The organism is Thalassobacillus sp. B23F22_16 (assembly GCF_043496955.1).
Lineage (GTDB): Bacteria > Bacillota > Bacilli > Bacillales > Halobacillaceae > Thalassobacillus > Thalassobacillus devorans_A.
Genome location: NZ_JBIEKD010000024.1, coordinates 18,959 through 37,816, shown reverse-complemented (window position 1 = coordinate 37,816; position 18,858 = coordinate 18,959). Strand labels below are relative to the sequence as shown.

Genomic DNA, 18,858 nt, shown 5'->3' with positions numbered 1-18,858 from the left:
CTGCGTCCCTCCTACTCCACATACCATTCAATATTGTCGACATTGACTTCGACTTCTTCATTGATTTCAAAAAATTGCTTTTCAAATTTACCGGTATCACCCGGGTTCAAATACATCGGGTAAACCGTAACTGTGTTTTCTTCTACATCCATTGGGTTGCCATCACTATCCAGCACTTCTAATTCCAGTGTGACCGAACTGACGATTTTTGTTGCGACACTTTCAACTTCGCCGGTAACAGTCAAGTCACCAAGGTCATCGAGCTCTGCCTTGATATTTTTCACTTCGACAGCAGCTGTCTGGTTTTTCAAGTCTTCCTGTGCTGCCTTTTCTGCGGCACGTTCAATCCGTTCGCGCTGGGCCTGAACGAATGCTTCCTGCTCCTGCTGGATACGTTTTTTCAGCTGGAGCAGTTTTTCATTATTGACGGCAAACTGGAGCGCATGGTCTACTGCGGCAATCGCTTTACTGAACTCTTTGGACGCTATATGATTTTCCGCATTATTTGATGCAATGGTAACGATTTTTTCTAAAATCTTCGCTTTTACCTTTGTCGCTTCTTCTAAGTTATAACGGGATAGCGTAGATAATTTTGCTGCCAGCTGATCAACGGTCGAAAGTTCAGCAAGCTCGCTATTGATCCGTTTGATCTTGATCTGCGACTCCATAGTATCCAGTTTTGGCAGGAAACCTGGAACAAGCTTGCTGTTACTTGCGTCGATATCACTATGCAAATTATCGATGCGGTCACTCGCATTCTCCAATTCATCTTTTTTGATTTGCTCTTCGATGTCTGCCAGTTCGGCATCAAAGTTTTTTGCTTCCTTGATGAACGCCAAATCTTTATTCAGCACGGTAAAGTTTTCCCTTTTTTCGACTGCCTGCATAAGGAGTGATTCGGCTTTATCGTATTCGCCTTCCAGAGCAGATGCTTCTGCATCCCGCTTCAGCTTAAGTACCTCTTCGTTGATATTCTTCTCATGTGCATACGTATAACCGACACCACCTCCAGCTAACAGGAGAACGACCACGGGAAGCAGAATCATGATCCATTTCTTCTTTTTTGGCTCTCTCTGCTCCGAGCGAGAAGATGTCTCTTCTGCTACCGTGGCGGAAATTTCGTCATTATGTAGCCGTGCATCGTCATTTAGCTTTGTACCACAATTGGGACAAAAATGAGAGCCCTCACTTACTTCGTTTTGGCAATTCGGGCATTCTATCATGGGCTCACTCCCTTTTTTTAAAAGATACTCCGTATGAAACTGGTAAATATATGGAACTCAAACATACTTTATCAATTATAGCATGTTTCGACAGAATTTCGGGAATAGATGGTAGATTTTAAAAAACAAAAGCGCAAGCGCCTTGCTCACCCCCGACAAGCTTAAGACAAGCCTCGCCGTGACGGTCTTTGTTACAGAGAGGATTGACTTAAGACCTCGAGGGGGTAGGCGCTGGAGCTGGATTCGACCCACCACGTATAGTTACTAACTAAAAGAAAATTCTATAATTTCCTAGTTAGGCACAAAAAATGAGGCTGGCACAAAAGACTAGAATCTAAATAAATCCCGAACAATTCCATAGAATTTGTACGGGATTTATTTATTCAGCAATAGAGAAAGTACCGCTTCGTCAAAATACTTCGCTTTCCGCGGGCACGGCTTCAGCCTCCTCAGAAAGCAAAGACCACTTTCTTCCGGGGTCTTCAGACTCGTGCTGTTCCCACAGGAGTCTGCGTATTTTGACTACGCTCTTTTTTCCTACTTGCACTAATATTTTATTGATATCTTTTCTGTTAACAGAAATAGTTTTGTCCCAGTCTCTTCTTTTAAATAAGTTATCTATTAAGACAGTAATGATTCGAGGCGTTTGAATTCCAGCTCGTTGAATTTTTCCATCATTCGTTCCTGGTTGATTTCGAGAATCGCATCATCCAGGGAACAGTCGACATCAACTCCACAATGAATGGCCGCGAGCTTGCGGGAAAGGTGGAGCATTTCCAATTCATTCTCGATTTTCGCCCGCTGGCCTTTGGTCAGCTTCGGCAGGTTATCGAGAATGCCTTCGATCGTCTCATACTCGGTAATCAGCTTTAATGCTGTTTTTTCCCCGATTCCTTTTACACCTGGATAGTTGTCACTGGAATCCCCCATCAATGCTTTCAAATCAATCATTTGAGCTGGAGTGATCCCTTTTTCCTCCACAAAAGTTTCATGCTGGTATTCGGCATAATTGCCATAGCCTTTTTTCAATAAAGAGACCGTGACGTTATCCTGCAGGAGCTGAAGGATATCCTGGTCTCCGGTAAGGATAATCACTTCGGAATGTTCGCTGTATTTGGATGCGAGAGTGCCGATACAATCATCTGCTTCGTAGCCGGCAAGCCCCACATTCGGAATGTCCAGTGACTCCACGACCTCTTTGACCAGGTCAAACTGCGGCACCAGTTCCACTGGCGGCTCTCCGCGGTTCGCCTTGTACTCCGGAAACATTTCCGTTCGGAATGTGGTGCTGCCCATATCCCAGCAGCATACGACATGGCTCGGTTCATAATTTTTTGTAGCGGTGAACAGGTGTTTGACAAAGCCATAGACGGCATTGGTAGGAATTCCTTTGCTGTTTATCATATAGTAGTTGCTCATCGCAGTTGCATAGAAAGCGCGGAATAATAGCGCCATGCCATCGACAAGCAAAATTTTATTCGCTTTCACTGGTACTCCCCCTTACTATTATTAGAAAGCCTTAGTCTTTTCTTATACTTTAATCCTTTTTATAAAAAAGCAACTATTACTTTACTAGTATACTAGGTGTTTTTATAGAAAGAAAGATGGCTACATAAAAACACGCCGACCATGAGAGGCCGACGTGAATGTCAGGAATTATTTTGAAAAGCGGTTGGCGATGGTTGTCAAGGCACCGTCCCCGGTAACATTCGTCGCTGTTCCAAAACTGTCCTGGGCAAGATATAGGGCAATCATTAACGACGTCATGGCAGGACCAAACCCGAGCATCGACTCCAGCAGGCCGAGCGCTGCCATCACAGCCCCTCCTGGGACCCCTGGGGCAGCAATCATCGTCACCCCGAGCATCAGAATGAATGGTGCGACCGAACCGAATCCTGCCATCTGCCCCTGCAAGTACATGACGGCCATCGCACAGCTGGTGATGGTAATGGTACTACCTGCGAGGTGAACATTCGCAAGGAGCGGGATGCCAAAGTCTGCCACCCGCTCCCGGACACCTACTCTTTTGACGCGGTCCAGTGTAACCGGGATTGTCGCGGCTGATGACTGTGTACCAAGCGCAGTGAAATAGGCCGGCAGCATCGTACGGAGCATCCGGACGGGGTTCATTTTGTGCAAGGATCCAGCCAGTGTATAAACAGCGGCGAGATAGACGAAATGAAGCAGGATGATCATAATGAATACTTTCCAAAAGACATTCAGAATCGTCTGCACTTGCCCGGCATAAGTCATATTGGCAAAAATACCAAAGATATGGAATGGCAAAAGCGGGATAATCACTTTTTCGATAACCAATTGGATGATGCTTCGAAATTCATCCATCACATTCAATAGGGCATTACCCTTCAACCTTGAAATTCCGAGCCCAAGGACAAAAGCTAGAATCAATGCGCCCATCACATCAATAACAGGTGGCATATCCACCGAAAAAGCAGCCTCTACGAGTGACTCCTCCGGGTTTTCCAGTTGGGAGGCTGTCTGTCCCTGCAGCATTACAGGGTAAAGTGTTCCAGCTACGACGAAAGCCAGCAAGCCTGCGGCTACCGTGGAAGTGTAGGCGAGACCGGTAGTGAGACCGAGCATCTTCCCTGCACCTCTTCCAATGGATCCGATACCAGGAGCAATGAATCCGAGAATAATCAATGGAATGATAAAGCTTAAAAAGTTACCGAATAATCCGGTAAAGGTAGCAAACAACTCGATCAGACCTTCCGGCGAGAAGGAACCGATCAAAATCCCAAGAATGATTGCAATAATGATTCGTGCGAGTAAAGGTACTTTTTTCATATTTCTTCTCTCCTCTAATTGTACGTCTCCGATGTAAAAATGTATTCCCTAGAAAGAATCATATCCTATACTCTATAACAAACCAGACAATTAGAAAAGCATTTCAGCGTGTTAATTTCTGCATTTTTGAAGTAATCGCTTACATATATAGTTGTCATCTAATTGCAATCAAACTGTAGTGCCCCTGTAGTGTTAAAGTACCGTCACGCCTGCTACAATGAGCGGAGTAGTTCATTTGAAGGGGGCAATTTGATTGAATCTTCTGAGAAAAATTGGTGTCGTCCTTGCTCTTATTGCCAGCATAATTACAGTCAACGAAATACATTCCCAAGCAGAAATAAATGTTGATACCACAAGCGAAAAGAAAATCGCTTTAACGAATAAATCTGATCAGCTGAAACGTTTTGAGCAGGAAAAACCTGTACAGGCTTCTAACAATTCAAACGAAACAACAGGGGCAAAAGTCACCGTTGAGGCCACAGCCTATACCGCTTCCTGTGAAGGGTGTACAGGCATCACGTATACCGGTATCGATTTGAAAGCAAACCCGAATAAGAAAGTGATCGCTGTCGACCCTGATATCATTCCGATCGGCTCTACTGTCCATGTGCCTGGCTATGGCACAGCTATAGCCGGAGATATCGGCGGAGATATCAAAGGTAACCGAATCGACTTGTTCATGGCTGATTTGCAAGACGCCAAAGCGTTCGGCCGCGAAACAATTGAAGTTACCATCTTAAATTAGTTAGCAGCTATTGACCATAAAAACAGCGCCCGGCTTGATCAGACAAGCCGGGCGCTGTTTCTTTTATTTAATCATCATCTTTATTTAAGAATTCTTCTTCTCGTTCCAAATCACCGACAAAGAATGTTTCGACACGATCGGTGCGGATAACAAGGTCATCATCCAGTGACCACCACATGCCTCTTTCCAATTGTTTCATAATAAACTCACAGGCTTCCTTTGCCGTATGCTCTTCACTCAGTTCCACTTCTTGTGTCACCGTTCTTCCACTATTCATTAGAAAATTAAATTGCCAATCTCGTTTACTTTCTTGTTCAGCCAAAATATTCATCCTTTCTTTTTTCATGTGTCGCTTATTTTAGTACAGTCGATTCTGAGTCGCAAACGATAAGGGACAGTTTGTGTAAAAATTAGCACGATTCACTCAAGTCCCCTGGGTCTTCCTCCCTGTTAAGATGCCCCGTCCTATTTAAAATAACAAATGAGCGAATAGGACGATGATCGGAAGTGTGACGATGGTCCGCTGTAAAAAGATAACAAACATTTCCCCGACGCTAAGCGGAATTTTCGACTTCAATATCAATACCCCGATTTCCGACATATAAATCAACTGAGTTATCGAAATGCCGGCGATCACGAAACGTGTCAGTTCACTTTCAATCCCACTGCCGACCACAGCAGGGAGGAACATATCCGCAAAGCCTACAATTAAAGCCGGAGCGGCTTCACTAGCTTCTGGCAGCTGCATCCACTCTAATACGGGTACGAGCGGATAGGACAGCCAGACGAAAACGGGTGTAAATTCCGCTAAAACTAAGGCGAGCGTTCCAAGTCCCATAACCACCGGAATCAGGCCAAGCCAAATATCAAGGACATTCGCAAAACCTTTGTAAAGCACATTTTTATAGGAAGGAACTTTTTCCGCCTGCTCCATCGCTTTATCCAGACCGGAACGGAAGCTGGATTTTCCAGTCGGTACATATTCCTCGATCTGCTTACCAGCTATTTCGTCATACTCATCTTTTTTTCGTGACAACGGTGGAATTCTTGGTACGATAATGGCTGCCATGAATACGGCCACTGTCACCACTAAGTAAAACGGAACAAAATATTGTTCCAAGCCGATGAAGGTGATGACAACAAGGCTGAATGCTATCGATGCGATTGAGAAATTCGTCGCAATCACGGATGCTTCCCGCTTCGTATAATACCCCTGCTCATACTGCTGAGTAGTGATCAATACACCAACCGGTCCTGCTCCCATCCAGGATGCCGTCGCATCAATCGCAGAGCGGCCGGGCAGCTTAAATACCGGCTGCATTACTTTTCTCAGCAACGTGCCGATGAAATCCATCAAGCCGAATGACATTAGAAACGGCATCAACAACGCCGCAAACAAAAACCACGTCGTAAGTACTGGAACTAACGAATAAAGAACAGTTCCTCCTGTAATCTCGGACCAGACGAATTCCGGACCCAGCTGCATCATCGTCATGATCGCAAAAGCTGCCCCTATCATTCTTACCCCAGTCCAGAAAATCGAAACGTCGAACAGATTTTTAAGTAATGGACTTCTCTCCACCCAGGCTGGCTGCACCATTTTAACCGCCAGTGCCCCAAGTGCCGATAACGTCACCAGAATTGTCATAAAGAGTGGAATCTGATCAGCAAAGAATCCCTGGACGGATTCTGCCAGTATACCTACACCAATTGTTACTTTTCCTTGAAAAGGAATCGGAACGAGAAATAATAGAATACCAATGAAAGAAGGAATAAAAAATTTATTAAAGCTTTTCCATGAAAATGCTTCCGCTTTTATTGCTGAATTAGTTGTTTGATAGGTTCTCTGCTTGTTCGCTTCCATTGATGTGGCCCCCTGAAAAATAAGTTAGTTATAAATATACATAAAATAATATATTTATGCAATTACTTTTGTAAGATAACTAGATTTAATTTATTCCGACTAAATTAATGGGTTTACAAACAATTAAAATCATCTTAAGATATATAAAAGCTAAAACACATTATATTTATCGGAATTAGGAGGTTTTATAGATGGCTCAAACTAGTGTGGACACGCAATGGGAACAACCGGGCATCTCTAAGAAATTAAAACAATTGACGACGGTGGTTTCCCCATTGAATCCAGTCCAAAAAGGATACCTGTTCGCAGGGTTGATTGGCGCCATCCTGCTTCTGATGGCAATCACTGCCGTTGCAGGTTTGACGCAGGCCTTCCTTTATATCATTGGTATCGGGTTCGGGTTGGCACTACTTCATGCGAAGTTCGGCTTCACATCAGCTTTTCGTAGACTTCTCGCTGTCGGGAACGTTCAAGGGCTGCAGGCCCACATGGTCATGCTGGCGGTCGCCACCACTTTATTCGGTATTATTTTTGCTACTAACTTTAGCTTTAATGGTGTTGCTCTCTCCGGAAACGTCGCCCCGATCGGAATAAGCCTTGTCGTTGGGTCGTTCCTATTCGGAGTCGGCATGCAGATGGGCTCCGGTTGCGCATCCGGTACGCTCTACAGTGTCGGCGGGGGTAAATCCTCTATGGTTCTGACGCTGCTTGGCTTCATTGCCGGCTCGGTAATCGGTGCTTATCACTTTATTTTCTGGACCGAACAGACACCTTCCCTTCCGGCTGTATCCCTTGCTGATACGACTGGACTAGGATATGGCGGCGGCTGGGTCGTCCAAATGCTTATTTTCCTAGGAATCTATGGACTGACCGTAAAATACGCGCAGAAAAAGAATCCACCTAGCATGAAGCCACTGCCAACTACAAACGGTTGGAAAAAACTATGGCGCGGTGCATGGCCGCTCATGACTGCCGGAATAGTACTGGCACTGTTGAATGGACTGACACTTATGGTCAAAGGAAGCCCGTGGGGCATAACTTCTGCATTTGCACTTTGGGGGTCTAAATTCGTTTCTCTGTTCGGTGTCGATGTCGCAAGCTGGGGCTACTGGCAAGGGAATACCGAAGCACTTCAGACGACAGTACTTGCTGACGCAACCAGTGTCATGAACTTCGGCATCCTGTTTGGCGCTTTCATCGCTGCAGCTGCCCAGGGCAACTTTAAGCCGGGTAAAATCAAACCGGGCATCGCAGCTTCCTCCATCATCGGTGGATTGATGATGGGCTACGGAGCACGCCTTGCTTTCGGCTGTAACATCGGCGCATACTTCAGCGGTATCGCATCCTTCAGCCTCCACGGATGGGTGTGGATGATCATGGCTTTGGCAGGAAGCTACCTTGCCCTCTTCATCCGTCCGATATTTGGCTTGAAAAACCCAAACCCGAAAGATTCCATGTGCTAGCTCTCGGTGATCGCGCGAAATTTAAAAATGTAGCGCGAACAAAAAAAAGCGTTGCAATTCCACCTGGGATTGCAACGCTTTTTCTATAGACTCTGTTAATCACCTTGCTGCTGTTTTTCCTAACAGGCTTATTCAGCAATAGCCCGAAAAGTCGAAGACTTGATTTCGAGATGTTTGACTGCATAACGGTCCGGTGGGGAACGACTCCCTTTCCGCGGACATGCGCTGAAGCCTCCTCGAGCTGACGCTCTGCGGGGTCTCATCTGTCATGCTCATCCCGCAGGAGTCTCGCCGTTCCCCACCGGACCTTGCTATAGGAAGGTCTCGAAATCGCACTTTTAGAAACCGTCCATGATAATAGAGAAAAGACTTGGTCCCCTTTACATTATTTATAAATGCTTCGAGATGAAGGTTTTAGTTATACACCTTTTGTAGGGTCCGTTTATTAGTAAACTGGCTGGATGGGCAGGGAAACGTCGAGACTCCCGCGGGAGAAGGGGCTAGGCGAGATCCCGCAGGGTTTTTGCCCGAGGAAGCTCGCCAGGTCCCCCGCAGGAAAGCGAGTCGTTTCACAGCCCATCCCTTACCTTTCGGTAACGGACCCAACTATCTTAAGACTGAGTCTTCAGCAAAAGGGAGCTTTACTGTAACATCCCCACGGAGTTTACTGAGGCCACTGAAGAACTGAAGGGCTATGAAAAGTAGAATTTTAAAAAAGCGGTCTGTGTGGAATTGATTTCCATACAGACCGCTTTTCGTCTAATTTCAAGAGGTTTGTGCCCTCTATTCCTTTATTAGCTTAACGATTCGTTTCACATTAGCCGTGAAAATCGCCATCGCACCTTGCATGCGCATGCCTTCGCGACCCGAAGATGAGGCGATCTCATATCCGTGTCTATGCTTCAATTCGCTATTCTTCGCTTCAATCTTATATCTTTCCTTCGCCCTTTCTTTGAAGCTATCGCTGTTTTGAAAGGTGAGTTGATCCATATGTTCTTCTGATTTTAGGCTGACCGAATAACTTTTGGTTTTGGCCCCAGGTTTATAACATCCTTCCTGAAGGGGACACCGTTTACACTTTTCGACATCAAAATAGTGGGTTTCTACCTGATTTTTTGCTTGACCCTTCTTGCCCTGACGGGCTTTTCGAAAAGCCATATGACCAGCCGGACAGACATACAAGCCAGCGTCTTTATTAAATTCAAATTCTTCTTCTTTCTTACGATATCCATGAGAAACCGAAGGGTTCAACTTGGAAATGAGTTCGATCTCATTTTCTTTGGCATAGTTGATATTTTCCTTTGCCGAATAAGCTGTATCTCCAATGACTTCCTCCACTTCTAACCCAGCTCCTCGGCTTTTCTTCACTAACGCAGGTAACTGCTTTCCGTCCGTTTTTTCTCCGGTAGTCACTGTGGCCGCCGTAATGATGCGTTCCTGAGACATGCCGAGATGCGTTTTATATCCAAAGAAAGCAGAGTCAGCTGATTTATGTCCCAAACGGGCATCAGGATCTTGAGATTCCTGCAATTCCAGTTGGTCATCTGTAATCGTCTCTTTCAGTAAGTTCAGAGGTTCTTTGATTTTGGGGATAAAGACGAGTTTTGGTTCTTTTTCAATGACTTCGACAAGACGTTCCGAATAGTCCAGCTCAGCTTCAAGCGTATCTTCGGTTGGTTTCTCAGGAAACTTTTTCTTCATCGATTCATCGACGGAATAAATCATTTTACGGACGTTCTTGGAACGGGTACGCAATACTTCTTGAGGGGATGTTTGATTGTATCGAGCTCTGGTGTGCGTGGCATCAAGGATGAGAGACTTCGATTGAATCACGCCTTTCTCAAGAGCGACCTCCACGGTTTTTCCAATCAGGAGATCTAAAAGGTTTGTGTCTTTAAGACGTTTACGACGAAAGTAAGCTAATAAGCTGGGATCAATGACCTCATCTTCTGGTGCCATTTCAAGGAAATATTTGAAGGACATGTCGACCTGAGCTCGTTCCACGAGATCCACATCAGACAACGTATAGATGGTTTTCAGGAGGAGGTATTTAAACATACGAATGGGATGAACAGCGTTCCGTCCATTGTCATGACAGTATTTATCCTTCAGTTCGTCATAAACGAAGGAAAAATCTATAAGCTCATTGATTTCCCGAAGAAGGTGGTCCTTAGGGACCACCATATCGTAGAGTCCTTCGTACTGGCTTAAATTCATGGATAATTGACGGTCTAGCATCGAATCCCTCACTTTTATGTATTACTTTCATTGTACAAGAAAAAAGAGTGACTTTCTTTTATAAATCAAAGAAAATCACTCTTTTTCGTTATTCCTCTGTTGATTCCACGATGAGCGTTCGGTGGTGACGCCTGCGGGAACAGCGCGAGTCGAAGATCAACTTGGTCAAGTGATCTTCTTGACCAAGTTAGCTGAGGCCGTGCCCGCGGCAAGCATCCACCGACAAGCGATTCGTGAGAATCAACAACAAACGTTGACATTCCCTTTAGGTTATAAAGGACTTTTTCAGTGGCCTCGAGTTTACTAGATCTTTTTTGTTAAATCGTTTGCTTTGATTTTTCCTTATTCATAAACAAGGAAGTAACAAACATGACGAGCAAGAATCCAATGATCAGGCTGAAGCCGCCGGCATTACCGAATGCTTCTGAGACAGCACCGACCAACAAGCCGGCAAGTCCGCCGCCGATTCCTGATGCTACATAGATCAGACCAAGTGCGGTACCAGGGTTTTTCGAAATGGAAGTACCGAACGCGGTCGCCGTCGGGAACAACGTCGAGAAGAATAAACCGGCACCGGCAAACAAGTATGGCAATTGCTCGGCAAATAGGAAACTGATGCCGACCATTACGACAGAACCAAGGGAGAACATAATCAATATTTTTCGCTCATTGATATGGTTGGATAGATAGGCAACTGCCAGACGGCCTGCCATGAAAAAGATCGAGAATACCGAAAGTATGGTTGCTGTCATTCCTTCTTTTTCAGCCTCGGACATGCCGCCAAGATCGAGACTCTTCAAATAAGATGGGAAGAAGTTCATGAATGATACTTCTGCTGATACTTCGAGCATAAGGAATACCATTAAAAACACCATTTGAGCATCTTTTAACATAGGGATAAATGCTTTCAAATTGATTTTCTCCACTTTTCCTTCCGGGAAATTCACAGATGTGATATAGATAATGACCCCGATATGAAGAGCTGCGATAGCAATGTAGAATACTCTCCAGTCAGCGAACTGGAACAGGAAATTTAAAATTTGCGGGAATAATACCATTCCAAGTCCGTAAATCCCCATCGCCAGGTTGAACATCTGGTTCTGTTTTTTCGGATAAGCGGCTGGGACGATGGCATTACCTGCAACCCCAAGCGCACCCAGGCCGAAACCGACCAGCATATAGAAACCTAAGAAGAATGTAATATTTGGTGCCAGTCCGGTACCGAGAAAACCAGACCCCATCAATACGGCTGCAATCGTCATCATGATCCGCAAGCCGTTTTTATCGGTCAGGTAACCAAAAATCAAACTGGCCAGGGTGAAGCCCAGCTGAAATATGAATACGACGAAACCGAATTCGCCCATATCGAGGCCGATGTCCTGTTCGACCTGATCTAGAACGATACCTTTCGTGTTGGTGACACCACCAGAAATAAATTGCGTGAATAACAATATCATTAAGGCGTGTATGCTTTTTCCTTTACTCATGTTTTAACCTCCAGGATGTATGTCTTTTTCTGTTAGTCCATGCTTACCACGCCTTATTTTCTTTAAAACGTTTCAGATAATTCCGCCTTTCAGCCGTTTCATTTCTCCATTTTTATGTATGCCTTTCCATTCCTGATTTGGAGCAAAAAAGAACCAGCACCATTTACTGGTCCTGGTTTTAATCTGGAATAATTTTCACGAGAAACTTCCGGTTACGAGGGCCGTCGAACTCACAGAAATAAACCCCTTGCCACGTTCCTAACTGCAGCTTCCCGTCTTTGATAATTAATGTCTGGGCATGACCAACTGTACTGGTTTTTAAATGGGATGCCGTGTTTCCTTCCGCATGGCGGTCTTTAGGGTGATCCCATGGATACACCTCATCCAGTCGCATCAGCATATCCGTCTTTACATCGGGGTCGGCATTTTCATTGACAGTAATCCCGGCCGTCGTGTGCAGGGAAGAAACGACGACGATGCCTTCCTCCACCCTTTTTTCTTTCAGGAACGATTCGATTTCACTGGTAATATCCAGCATTTGGTCACGTCGATCGGTTTTCACATCGAACTGTTTCAACATTTTCATCACCTCTCCCTCATCCTATACCAAGGAGAGTGGTGGCTTCAAACCTCCCCTATAAAGGGATACCGTATTTTGCGGCAAGACGGTGGCGAAACGCTTTGACATCATGTCGAAGCTTGCGGATCTCCTCCAGGGTCGCTGCTTTTTCCAGCCGGGCTCTGATGCTCCAATAAATCGCCAGTTCCTCATTGGTCAGCCGGATGCTTTTATGGGGGAAGTGAACGAGTTCTCCCACACTTATCACTCCTCTGCTCCACGTAAAATGGTTGTTATTAATGATTTTATGAAAGGACGAACTGGATATGTTCAATATCCTGACAGGAATCTAAGAGTAAATTTTTCAAACGTCACTCATCTACCATTATCTATTCGCTATGACAAGGTGGATACCCTTTTTATGGAATAATTTTTCAATTTATACTACATATTAATACCAGGTAATAATTACTCATTGACTAGAGGAATATGCCTTGATACGATGAGAAGCAATAAAATATTATCTTTCCTTCTATGAAAGGAGTCTGAATATGCACGACCTTCATTCGTTCAGCTGGTATGCCAAACAAATCAAACCGCACTTGCCTAAAGGAGTGTTCAAGCCAGTTCCCACCCGTTTATTTGGAGGATTGGCATATGTGATTGTGACGATAGCGGCATTCCTGACCATTGGTCTATTCGAATTGCATCCGCTTCTCAACCTTACCCTTTCCGTGATTATCGGGTTCAGCTTTGCCGGACTAGGATTTCTCGGACATGAAATTCTCCATGGCACGGTTGTCCGGAAACCGTGGCTCCGTGATTTACTGGGCGCGATCGCTTTCTTCCCGTTAAGCACCGGACCGAAGCTATGGAGAAAATGGCACAACATGATTCACCATGTCCATACCCAGCATGAGGAAAAAGATCCCGACGCCTGGCCGACATTAGAAAAGATTTCAAAAATGAAAATCTTCCACTGGGTCTATCGGCTGCCGCTATTTGTCCGTGCGACATTCGCGTTCGCATCCCTGGCCGTACAATTTTCGGCCCATTCATTGAAAATGTTCTTTACCTATGTCAAAGAATTCAAACCGAAGAAGCAGCCGGTGGTATGGCTTCAGGTCGTCTTGCCGTGGGGTTTCTGGATCAGTCTGTTATTTGTCATGGGCTTTACCAACTGGCTGTTTGCCTTTTTCATCCCATTATTGATTGCCAACCTGATTGTAATGGGGTATATTTCCACGAATCACAGGCTTAACCCGATTACCCCGATCAATGATCCACTGGCAAACAGTTTGACGGTAACGGTTCCCAAGTGGGTGGATGTACTTCACTTTAACTTTTCTTATCATACAGAGCACCACTTGTTCCCGGGGATGAACCCGAAGTATTATCCGCTCGTTAAAGAGCAGATTAAAAAATTCTGGCCGGAACGTTACCATGAGATGCCACTTGGAGAAGCATTGCTCGCATTATGGAAGACACCGCGCGTCTACTATAAAGACAATAAGCTCGCCGATCCCAAATACGGCAAGCTGTACCGGTCACTTGGCAGCGGACTTGACCCGAAAAATATTAAATTCCGGCGTCTGAAATTAAGAAAATAACAAAAGGCTGACCCAATTAAGTCGTTAATAGACTTATGGGCCAGCCTTTTTAATCGGCGGGCACTTCCAGTATTTGGAGGACCCGGGGTGTTGCCCTCCAAAAACTGGTAAAAGCCATTCTTGCTATAGGATGGCTTTTCCTTTGTTGATCATCGCTTCTCGATCTTTTTCGGGTACCAGATTTCCGCCTGTCGACCAGACAAGATGGGTCGCCTGATCAAGATTTTCGAACAGCCGTTTGCCGGTCACCTGGGCTGGTCCATACATACCGGCGAGGGCGGATGGTTCCAGGAACAGTTTTTCGCTGGAGTAAAGGTGGTACAGCATTTTAAACAGCTCCCGGTCCTCCACCGTATAAATACCGGCAATCAGCTGTTGTAAAATGGGAGCGACGAACCCGGATGGACGACCGACAGCAAGACCATCTGCTTCTGTAATATTATCAATGCCAAAATCCTGAACGGAAATCTTGTGGTGAAGACCGGTCAGCAGACCCAGTAACATTGATGGCGCATGGGTAGGCTCGGCGAACAGACAGTGAACATGCTCCCCGTAAACCTCCTTCAAGCCGTACGCGACACCGCCCGGTCCTCCGCCGACCCCGCATGGAAGATAGACGATCAGCGGATGGGCGGCATCGATCGTCACGCCTTCCTCTTTCAGTTGACGCGCGACTTCTTTGGCAGCGACTGTATAGCCGAGGAAAAGGTTCTTGGAATCTTCATCATCAACGAAATAACAGTTCTCATCGTTACGGCACATCTCCCTGCCCTTTTCCACCGCCACACTAAAATCGGCAGGGTGCTCGACGACCATCACACCATAACTTCGAAGTAAATCTTTTTTCCATTGTTTCGCGTCCTGTGACATATGAACCGTGACCTGGAACCCGATTTTTGCGCTGATGATCCCGATGCTGAGACCAAGATTCCCGGTCGATCCTACCGCGATGGAATAGTTGGAGTAAAAGCTTTTGAACGGCTCTCCATACAGCTTGCTATAGTCATCGGACTTTGCGAGCATACCATGGTCGATCGCCAGCTGTTCGGCATACTGGAGGATTTCGTAAAATCCTCCGCGGGCTTTGATCGAACCTGCTATCGGCAGTTCATGGTCGCATTTCAGCCACAAATCACCTGTAATAGTAACACCCTCAGCAGCCTCGAGTTTCTTTTTCATTCCCGCTATCTCCCGGAGGGGGGAAACAATTCCTTCCGAAGGCAGGTCTACCTCCGGAAATGCTTTTTTCAAAAAAGGTAAAAAGCGCTCGAACAAGGCAGCCGCTTCATCCAGCTCTTCCCTCGACACCACATCCCCAAGAGCGTGTGGCCGATAATCCGGATTTTCCCAGAAAACTTCTTCTGTTGCCACGATCTCTTTCAGCAGCGGATACTCCGCCTGCCATTCAGCCATCGTTTTTCCAGCGATTTCCTCTGTCATATACGACTCTCCTTATTACTTTCGGGCATCTATTAATTCACCGTGATACATCTGCTTTTCTGTAATATCGATGTTGAGTTCTTTACTGATTTTGACGATCTTTTTGATATCGTCTCCGGTTACGAGTGAAATAACGTTGCCATCTACTGGGGATCCAACTCGTCCTGTTCGGCCGGCACGATGGACATACTGGCTCGTTTCATCAGGAAGATCGTAATTGATGACGTACTTCAGCGACGGAATGTCAAGGCCGCGAGCCGCCACATCGGTCGCCAATAGTAGCGCTAACTTCTCTTCCCGGAAAGCTTTCAGTGTCTTTACCCGGTCTTCTTTTTTCGAATCGCCGTGGATGACACCAATCGACAGCCCTTTAAAACGTAATTTTTCAGCCAGCACATTCAGGTTACCGATATCTCTCACAAAAACGAGCCCCCTAAACGCTTCAATTACGGTCAGACGCTTCAGCGTGTCTACCTTTTTCCGGGCATCGGTAATAAGGTACCCATGGTCGACGTCCGGCTTTTCGGATTCTGTCCCGACCCGGACAATCTCCGGATCCTTCATCAGGCGCTGCGCTTCCAGCTCACTCACCTTTGGCAATGTTGCCGAAAATAGCAGCAGCTGACGGTCTGCCAGCGTACTTTTAATAATATCTTCGAGCGTCCCTTTATGCTCGGGAGCCAGCAGCTGATCGCCTTCATCAAGCACGAGCGTCTTTACTTCATGCATTTTCAGTTTCTTCTTTTTAATCAGCTCGTGGACGCGGCCTGGTGTTCCGATAATGATACGCGGATGCTTTTTCAGCTTGTCCAACTGTCGCTTAATGTTGGCGCCCCCAATAAGCGTGGCACTCGAAATACCGCTTCCGGCACTCCATACTTGCATTTCTTCATGGATTTGCATGACGAGCTCTCGTGAAGAGGCCAGAATGACAGCCTGGGTATCTTTCTTCTCGGGATCGATTTTCTGCAGGACGGGGAAAAGATACGCAAGCGTCTTCCCGCTTCCTGTCGGTGCCTCAGCGAGCACGTCTTTCCCCTCTAAAATCGGCGGAATCGCCTGTTTTTGAATTTCGGTCGGTTTCTGGAATTTGGAGTTCTCCCATGCCTGCTGCAGGAATGGGGCTAGTGTGTCTAGTAGAGGCCAGGTGCTGGCCGAATTCTCATGATTTGCCATAGGTTGATATCCTTTCTTGAACAGATACTTTCTTCCTATATTCTAACCTAAGTTACCGCGAAAGGAAAAATGTAAGCCGGGCATGTTATACTGACAATACACACTCAGGTATAAAGCAGGTGAAATCGATGAAGAAAGTGACGATAGCGGAAGCTTTAGAGATGGACTGTCCCGTCCTTGATGTCCGGACACCGAAAGAGTATGCAGAATTCCATATCCCCGGTGCCATCAACATGCCGATTTTCTCTAATGAAGAGCGTGTCACGGTTGGAACTACATACAAGCAGGTTGGGAAAGAAGCAGCCAAAGACCTCGGTATTTCACTCGTGTCACCGAAGCTCCCGGATTTTTACCAGCAGGCAAAAAAGATTTCTGGCAGAAAGCCACTGATCATTTATTGCTGGCGTGGCGGCATGCGGAGCCGGACACTGGCGACAATATTCGAATTGATGGGGTTGAAATGCTATCAGCTGGAAGGCGGCATCCGTTCGTTCCGCAAAAAGGTCGTGGCAGACCTGGAAGCGACAGCGCGTCTGAATCGGACTTTCATTGTATTGGAAGGATTGACGGGTACGAAGAAAACAGAAATTCTGGAACGCCTGTCTGATAAGCGGTACCCGGTCATTGACCTGGAAGGGCTTGCTGCCCATCGCGGTTCTGTGTTTGGTCGTGTCGATTTGCCAGACCGCAGTCAAAAGGATTTTGATGTCCGGTTGTGGCAGCGAATCCAGGAAATTGGCGAAACCGACTACTATATCATTGAATCAGAAAGCAAACGCCTCGGTAACATTGAGGTTCCCGCTTTTATTATAGAAGGTAAACAAACCGGCCCGCGTATCCAGGTTCATACGTCCGTCCCTATCCGTGTCGATACGATTCTATCCACGTACCAGCCGGACAAGCACCATGAAGCGATTGAGGCTGCCTGGGAAGTGATTGAAAAAAGAACCCCGCCAGAGACTCAACGTATCATAACTGAGGCACTGGAGGAGCGTGATTACCGGACTGTCGTCGAGCAGCTGCTCCTTCATTATTATGATCCGAAATATAAACATGCAGAGAAAAATAATGACGGCTCCATCCGCCACGTATTTTTTGAAACCCTGGAAGAGGCCGAACAACTTGTGACGGCGCATGTCGACGAGCTGACGCAAACCATCGCGGAAAAGAAGTCGGCTATGCATAATAAGTGAGTTTTCGGTGTGTATGGGAGACAAGTGTCATCGATACGAGACATTGAATTGGTATAAGAGACAATTTTGCAAATAAGAGAGCCAATGTCGGAATTATAATAGATAAAAACGAAAATAAAAGAGAATTTTTCATGGGTTATGAGACAAATCCTCCATATAAGAGAAAAATAGACATGCCAGCATTGGGCGTGTCTATTTTTATTTGAGTCCGAATCCGATATAGTCCAATGCACGATGAAGGCTGGAAAATGATAAGGTGTCTTCAAAGTCTACTCCAAGCTGCACCATCGTTTGGGCAATTTCAGGACGAACACCGCTCATTTTCACTTCAACGCCGATCAGTTTTAACCCACGGATTACCTTGAAAATCTGGTGAGCCACCATCGTATCGATGACGGGTACACCGGATACGTCAATGATGAAATAATCGTAATCGTTTATTGAGCTTTCTGATAATGCATGGTCCATCAATAACTGGGCCCGTTGGGTGTCTACCGCACCAACTAAGGGCAGAACAGCGACGCTCTCCGTAATCTCGATGATTGGTACCGAGAGTTCGTTGATTTCCGTCTGTGTAGCGTACATTTTCTGGTTGTATTTTTTCATATAGGAAACACAGATGATTTCTACGACTTGATCGACAACCAAATCGAAGGAAGACACCAAATCATAGAAGTCACGGAGAGATAACGATTCTTGTTCCCCAGTGTCCCGAATGATTTCCCCGATCATATTCCGGTAATAGCGTATTTCTTCTATCGCTAAATCCAGCGGCATTTGAATGTTGACGAGAAAATCAGATACTTTATCTCCCCATTCCTTCACCTTCTTATCGCTCTCTTCCAGATCCCGTACAATGGTTTCGGCATATAATTCAATCAGGTCTCCCCGCCATCGCACCAGGTTATCTGCGTTGTTCGCTATGTTGCCCTGGTAATCTTCTTTGTGTAAGCGGAGATTCTCCCGCAATTGGCTCTTCTGGCTTTTAACTTTTTCACTGATTAATTCTCTCACTTCATTTTGTCTATCTATCACTATCTCGTCCCTTTCTT

The 18,858-nt window shown here is 45.8% G+C and carries 16 protein-coding genes; 4 read left to right on the top strand and 12 right to left on the bottom strand.

Annotated elements, in window-relative coordinates; genetic code table 11:
* Positions 1-11: 11 nt before the first annotated feature.
* The 3 genes from ACGTNI_RS16250 to ACGTNI_RS16240 form a co-directional block, all read right to left on the bottom strand.
* Positions 12-1,223 (bottom strand): zinc-ribbon domain-containing protein, encoded by a 1,212-nt coding sequence (locus ACGTNI_RS16250; RefSeq protein ID WP_394463756.1) that lies wholly within the window; start codon positions 1,221-1,223, stop codon positions 12-14.
* A gap of 621 nt (positions 1,224-1,844) precedes the next feature.
* Positions 1,845-2,711: a 5'-3' exonuclease gene (locus ACGTNI_RS16245; RefSeq protein WP_394463755.1), complete on the bottom strand. Its 867-nt coding sequence runs from the start codon at positions 2,709-2,711 to the stop codon at positions 1,845-1,847.
* 168 nt (positions 2,712-2,879) lie between these two features.
* Positions 2,880-4,031 (bottom strand): dicarboxylate/amino acid:cation symporter, encoded by a 1,152-nt coding sequence (locus ACGTNI_RS16240; RefSeq protein WP_394463754.1) that lies wholly within the window; start codon positions 4,029-4,031, stop codon positions 2,880-2,882.
* A gap of 253 nt (positions 4,032-4,284) precedes the next feature.
* Between ACGTNI_RS16240 and ACGTNI_RS16235 the strand changes: the two genes are divergently transcribed.
* Positions 4,285-4,776, top strand: coding sequence for a 3D domain-containing protein (locus ACGTNI_RS16235; RefSeq protein ID WP_394463753.1), 492 nt, complete (start codon positions 4,285-4,287; stop codon positions 4,774-4,776).
* Between the two features lie 67 nt (positions 4,777-4,843).
* Here ACGTNI_RS16235 and ACGTNI_RS16230 read toward each other — a convergent pair whose 3' ends face one another.
* Positions 4,844-5,098: a hypothetical protein gene (locus ACGTNI_RS16230; protein WP_062445401.1), complete on the bottom strand. Its 255-nt coding sequence runs from the start codon at positions 5,096-5,098 to the stop codon at positions 4,844-4,846.
* A 147-nt stretch (positions 5,099-5,245) separates the two neighbouring features.
* A complete protein-coding gene (locus ACGTNI_RS16225; protein WP_394463752.1) occupies positions 5,246-6,640 on the bottom strand; it encodes a YjiH family protein in 1,395 nt (464 codons plus the stop codon).
* Between the two features lie 191 nt (positions 6,641-6,831).
* Here ACGTNI_RS16225 and ACGTNI_RS16220 point away from each other — a divergent pair, with 191 nt between their 5' ends.
* A complete protein-coding gene (locus tag ACGTNI_RS16220) occupies positions 6,832-8,103 on the top strand; it encodes a YeeE/YedE family protein (protein WP_394463751.1) in 1,272 nt (423 codons plus the stop codon).
* A 783-nt stretch (positions 8,104-8,886) separates the two neighbouring features.
* Here the strand turns inward: ACGTNI_RS16220 and ACGTNI_RS16215 are convergent.
* The 4 genes from ACGTNI_RS16215 to ACGTNI_RS16200 form a co-directional block, all read right to left on the bottom strand.
* The gene (locus ACGTNI_RS16215; protein ID WP_394463750.1) at positions 8,887-10,341 is read right to left on the bottom strand and encodes an IS1182 family transposase; all 1,455 of its coding nucleotides are present in this window, start codon (positions 10,339-10,341) and stop codon (positions 8,887-8,889) included.
* A 317-nt stretch (positions 10,342-10,658) separates the two neighbouring features.
* Positions 10,659-11,828 (bottom strand): MFS transporter, encoded by a 1,170-nt coding sequence (locus tag ACGTNI_RS16210; RefSeq protein WP_394463749.1) that lies wholly within the window; start codon positions 11,826-11,828, stop codon positions 10,659-10,661.
* 178 nt (positions 11,829-12,006) lie between these two features.
* On the bottom strand, positions 12,007-12,408 hold the full coding sequence (locus ACGTNI_RS16205) for a secondary thiamine-phosphate synthase enzyme YjbQ (protein WP_085509205.1): 402 nt from the start codon (positions 12,406-12,408) through the stop codon (positions 12,007-12,009).
* 55 nt (positions 12,409-12,463) lie between these two features.
* Positions 12,464-12,646 carry a hypothetical protein gene (locus ACGTNI_RS16200; protein WP_085507753.1) on the bottom strand — a complete coding sequence of 61 codons (183 nt, stop codon included), beginning with the start codon at positions 12,644-12,646 and terminating at the stop codon, positions 12,464-12,466.
* A gap of 292 nt (positions 12,647-12,938) precedes the next feature.
* On the opposite strand from ACGTNI_RS16200, the gene desB reads away from it, so the two are divergent.
* Positions 12,939-13,997, top strand: a complete 1,059-nt coding sequence (desB, locus tag ACGTNI_RS16195; RefSeq protein WP_394463748.1) for a Delta(10) desaturase DesB — start codon at positions 12,939-12,941, stop codon at positions 13,995-13,997.
* A 123-nt stretch (positions 13,998-14,120) separates the two neighbouring features.
* Here desB and dsdA read toward each other — a convergent pair whose 3' ends face one another.
* Both dsdA and ACGTNI_RS16185 read right to left on the bottom strand, forming a co-directional pair.
* The gene (dsdA, locus tag ACGTNI_RS16190; RefSeq protein WP_394463747.1) at positions 14,121-15,437 is read right to left on the bottom strand and encodes a D-serine ammonia-lyase; all 1,317 of its coding nucleotides are present in this window, start codon (positions 15,435-15,437) and stop codon (positions 14,121-14,123) included.
* Positions 15,438-15,452: 15 nt separating this feature from the next.
* On the bottom strand, positions 15,453-16,613 hold the full coding sequence (locus tag ACGTNI_RS16185) for a DEAD/DEAH box helicase (RefSeq protein ID WP_085507748.1): 1,161 nt from the start codon (positions 16,611-16,613) through the stop codon (positions 15,453-15,455).
* A 128-nt stretch (positions 16,614-16,741) separates the two neighbouring features.
* On the opposite strand from ACGTNI_RS16185, the gene mnmH reads away from it, so the two are divergent.
* On the top strand, positions 16,742-17,806 hold the full coding sequence (gene mnmH / locus ACGTNI_RS16180) for a tRNA 2-selenouridine(34) synthase MnmH (protein ID WP_394463746.1): 1,065 nt from the start codon (positions 16,742-16,744) through the stop codon (positions 17,804-17,806).
* A 198-nt stretch (positions 17,807-18,004) separates the two neighbouring features.
* Here mnmH and ACGTNI_RS16175 read toward each other — a convergent pair whose 3' ends face one another.
* Positions 18,005-18,841 (bottom strand): STAS domain-containing protein, encoded by an 837-nt coding sequence (locus tag ACGTNI_RS16175; protein ID WP_394463745.1) that lies wholly within the window; start codon positions 18,839-18,841, stop codon positions 18,005-18,007.
* Positions 18,842-18,858 lie beyond the last annotated feature (17 nt).

Coding starts and splice junctions, on each gene's coding strand:
- ACGTNI_RS16220 (WP_394463751.1), top strand. CDS start 6,832: ATGGCTCAAACTAGTGTGGACACGCAATGGGAACAACCGGGCATCTCT.
- ACGTNI_RS16250 (WP_394463756.1), bottom strand. CDS start 1,223: ATGATAGAATGCCCGAATTGCCAAAACGAAGTAAGTGAGGGCTCTCAT.
- ACGTNI_RS16185 (WP_085507748.1), bottom strand. CDS start 16,613: ATGGCAAATCATGAGAATTCGGCCAGCACCTGGCCTCTACTAGACACA.
- ACGTNI_RS16225 (WP_394463752.1), bottom strand. CDS start 6,640: ATGGAAGCGAACAAGCAGAGAACCTATCAAACAACTAATTCAGCAATA.
- ACGTNI_RS16240 (WP_394463754.1), bottom strand. CDS start 4,031: ATGAAAAAAGTACCTTTACTCGCACGAATCATTATTGCAATCATTCTT.
- desB (WP_394463748.1), top strand. CDS start 12,939: ATGCACGACCTTCATTCGTTCAGCTGGTATGCCAAACAAATCAAACCG.
- ACGTNI_RS16215 (WP_394463750.1), bottom strand. CDS start 10,341: ATGCTAGACCGTCAATTATCCATGAATTTAAGCCAGTACGAAGGACTC.
- dsdA (WP_394463747.1), bottom strand. CDS start 15,437: ATGACAGAGGAAATCGCTGGAAAAACGATGGCTGAATGGCAGGCGGAG.
- ACGTNI_RS16210 (WP_394463749.1), bottom strand. CDS start 11,828: ATGAGTAAAGGAAAAAGCATACACGCCTTAATGATATTGTTATTCACG.
- ACGTNI_RS16205 (WP_085509205.1), bottom strand. CDS start 12,408: ATGTTGAAACAGTTCGATGTGAAAACCGATCGACGTGACCAAATGCTG.
- mnmH (WP_394463746.1), top strand. CDS start 16,742: ATGAAGAAAGTGACGATAGCGGAAGCTTTAGAGATGGACTGTCCCGTC.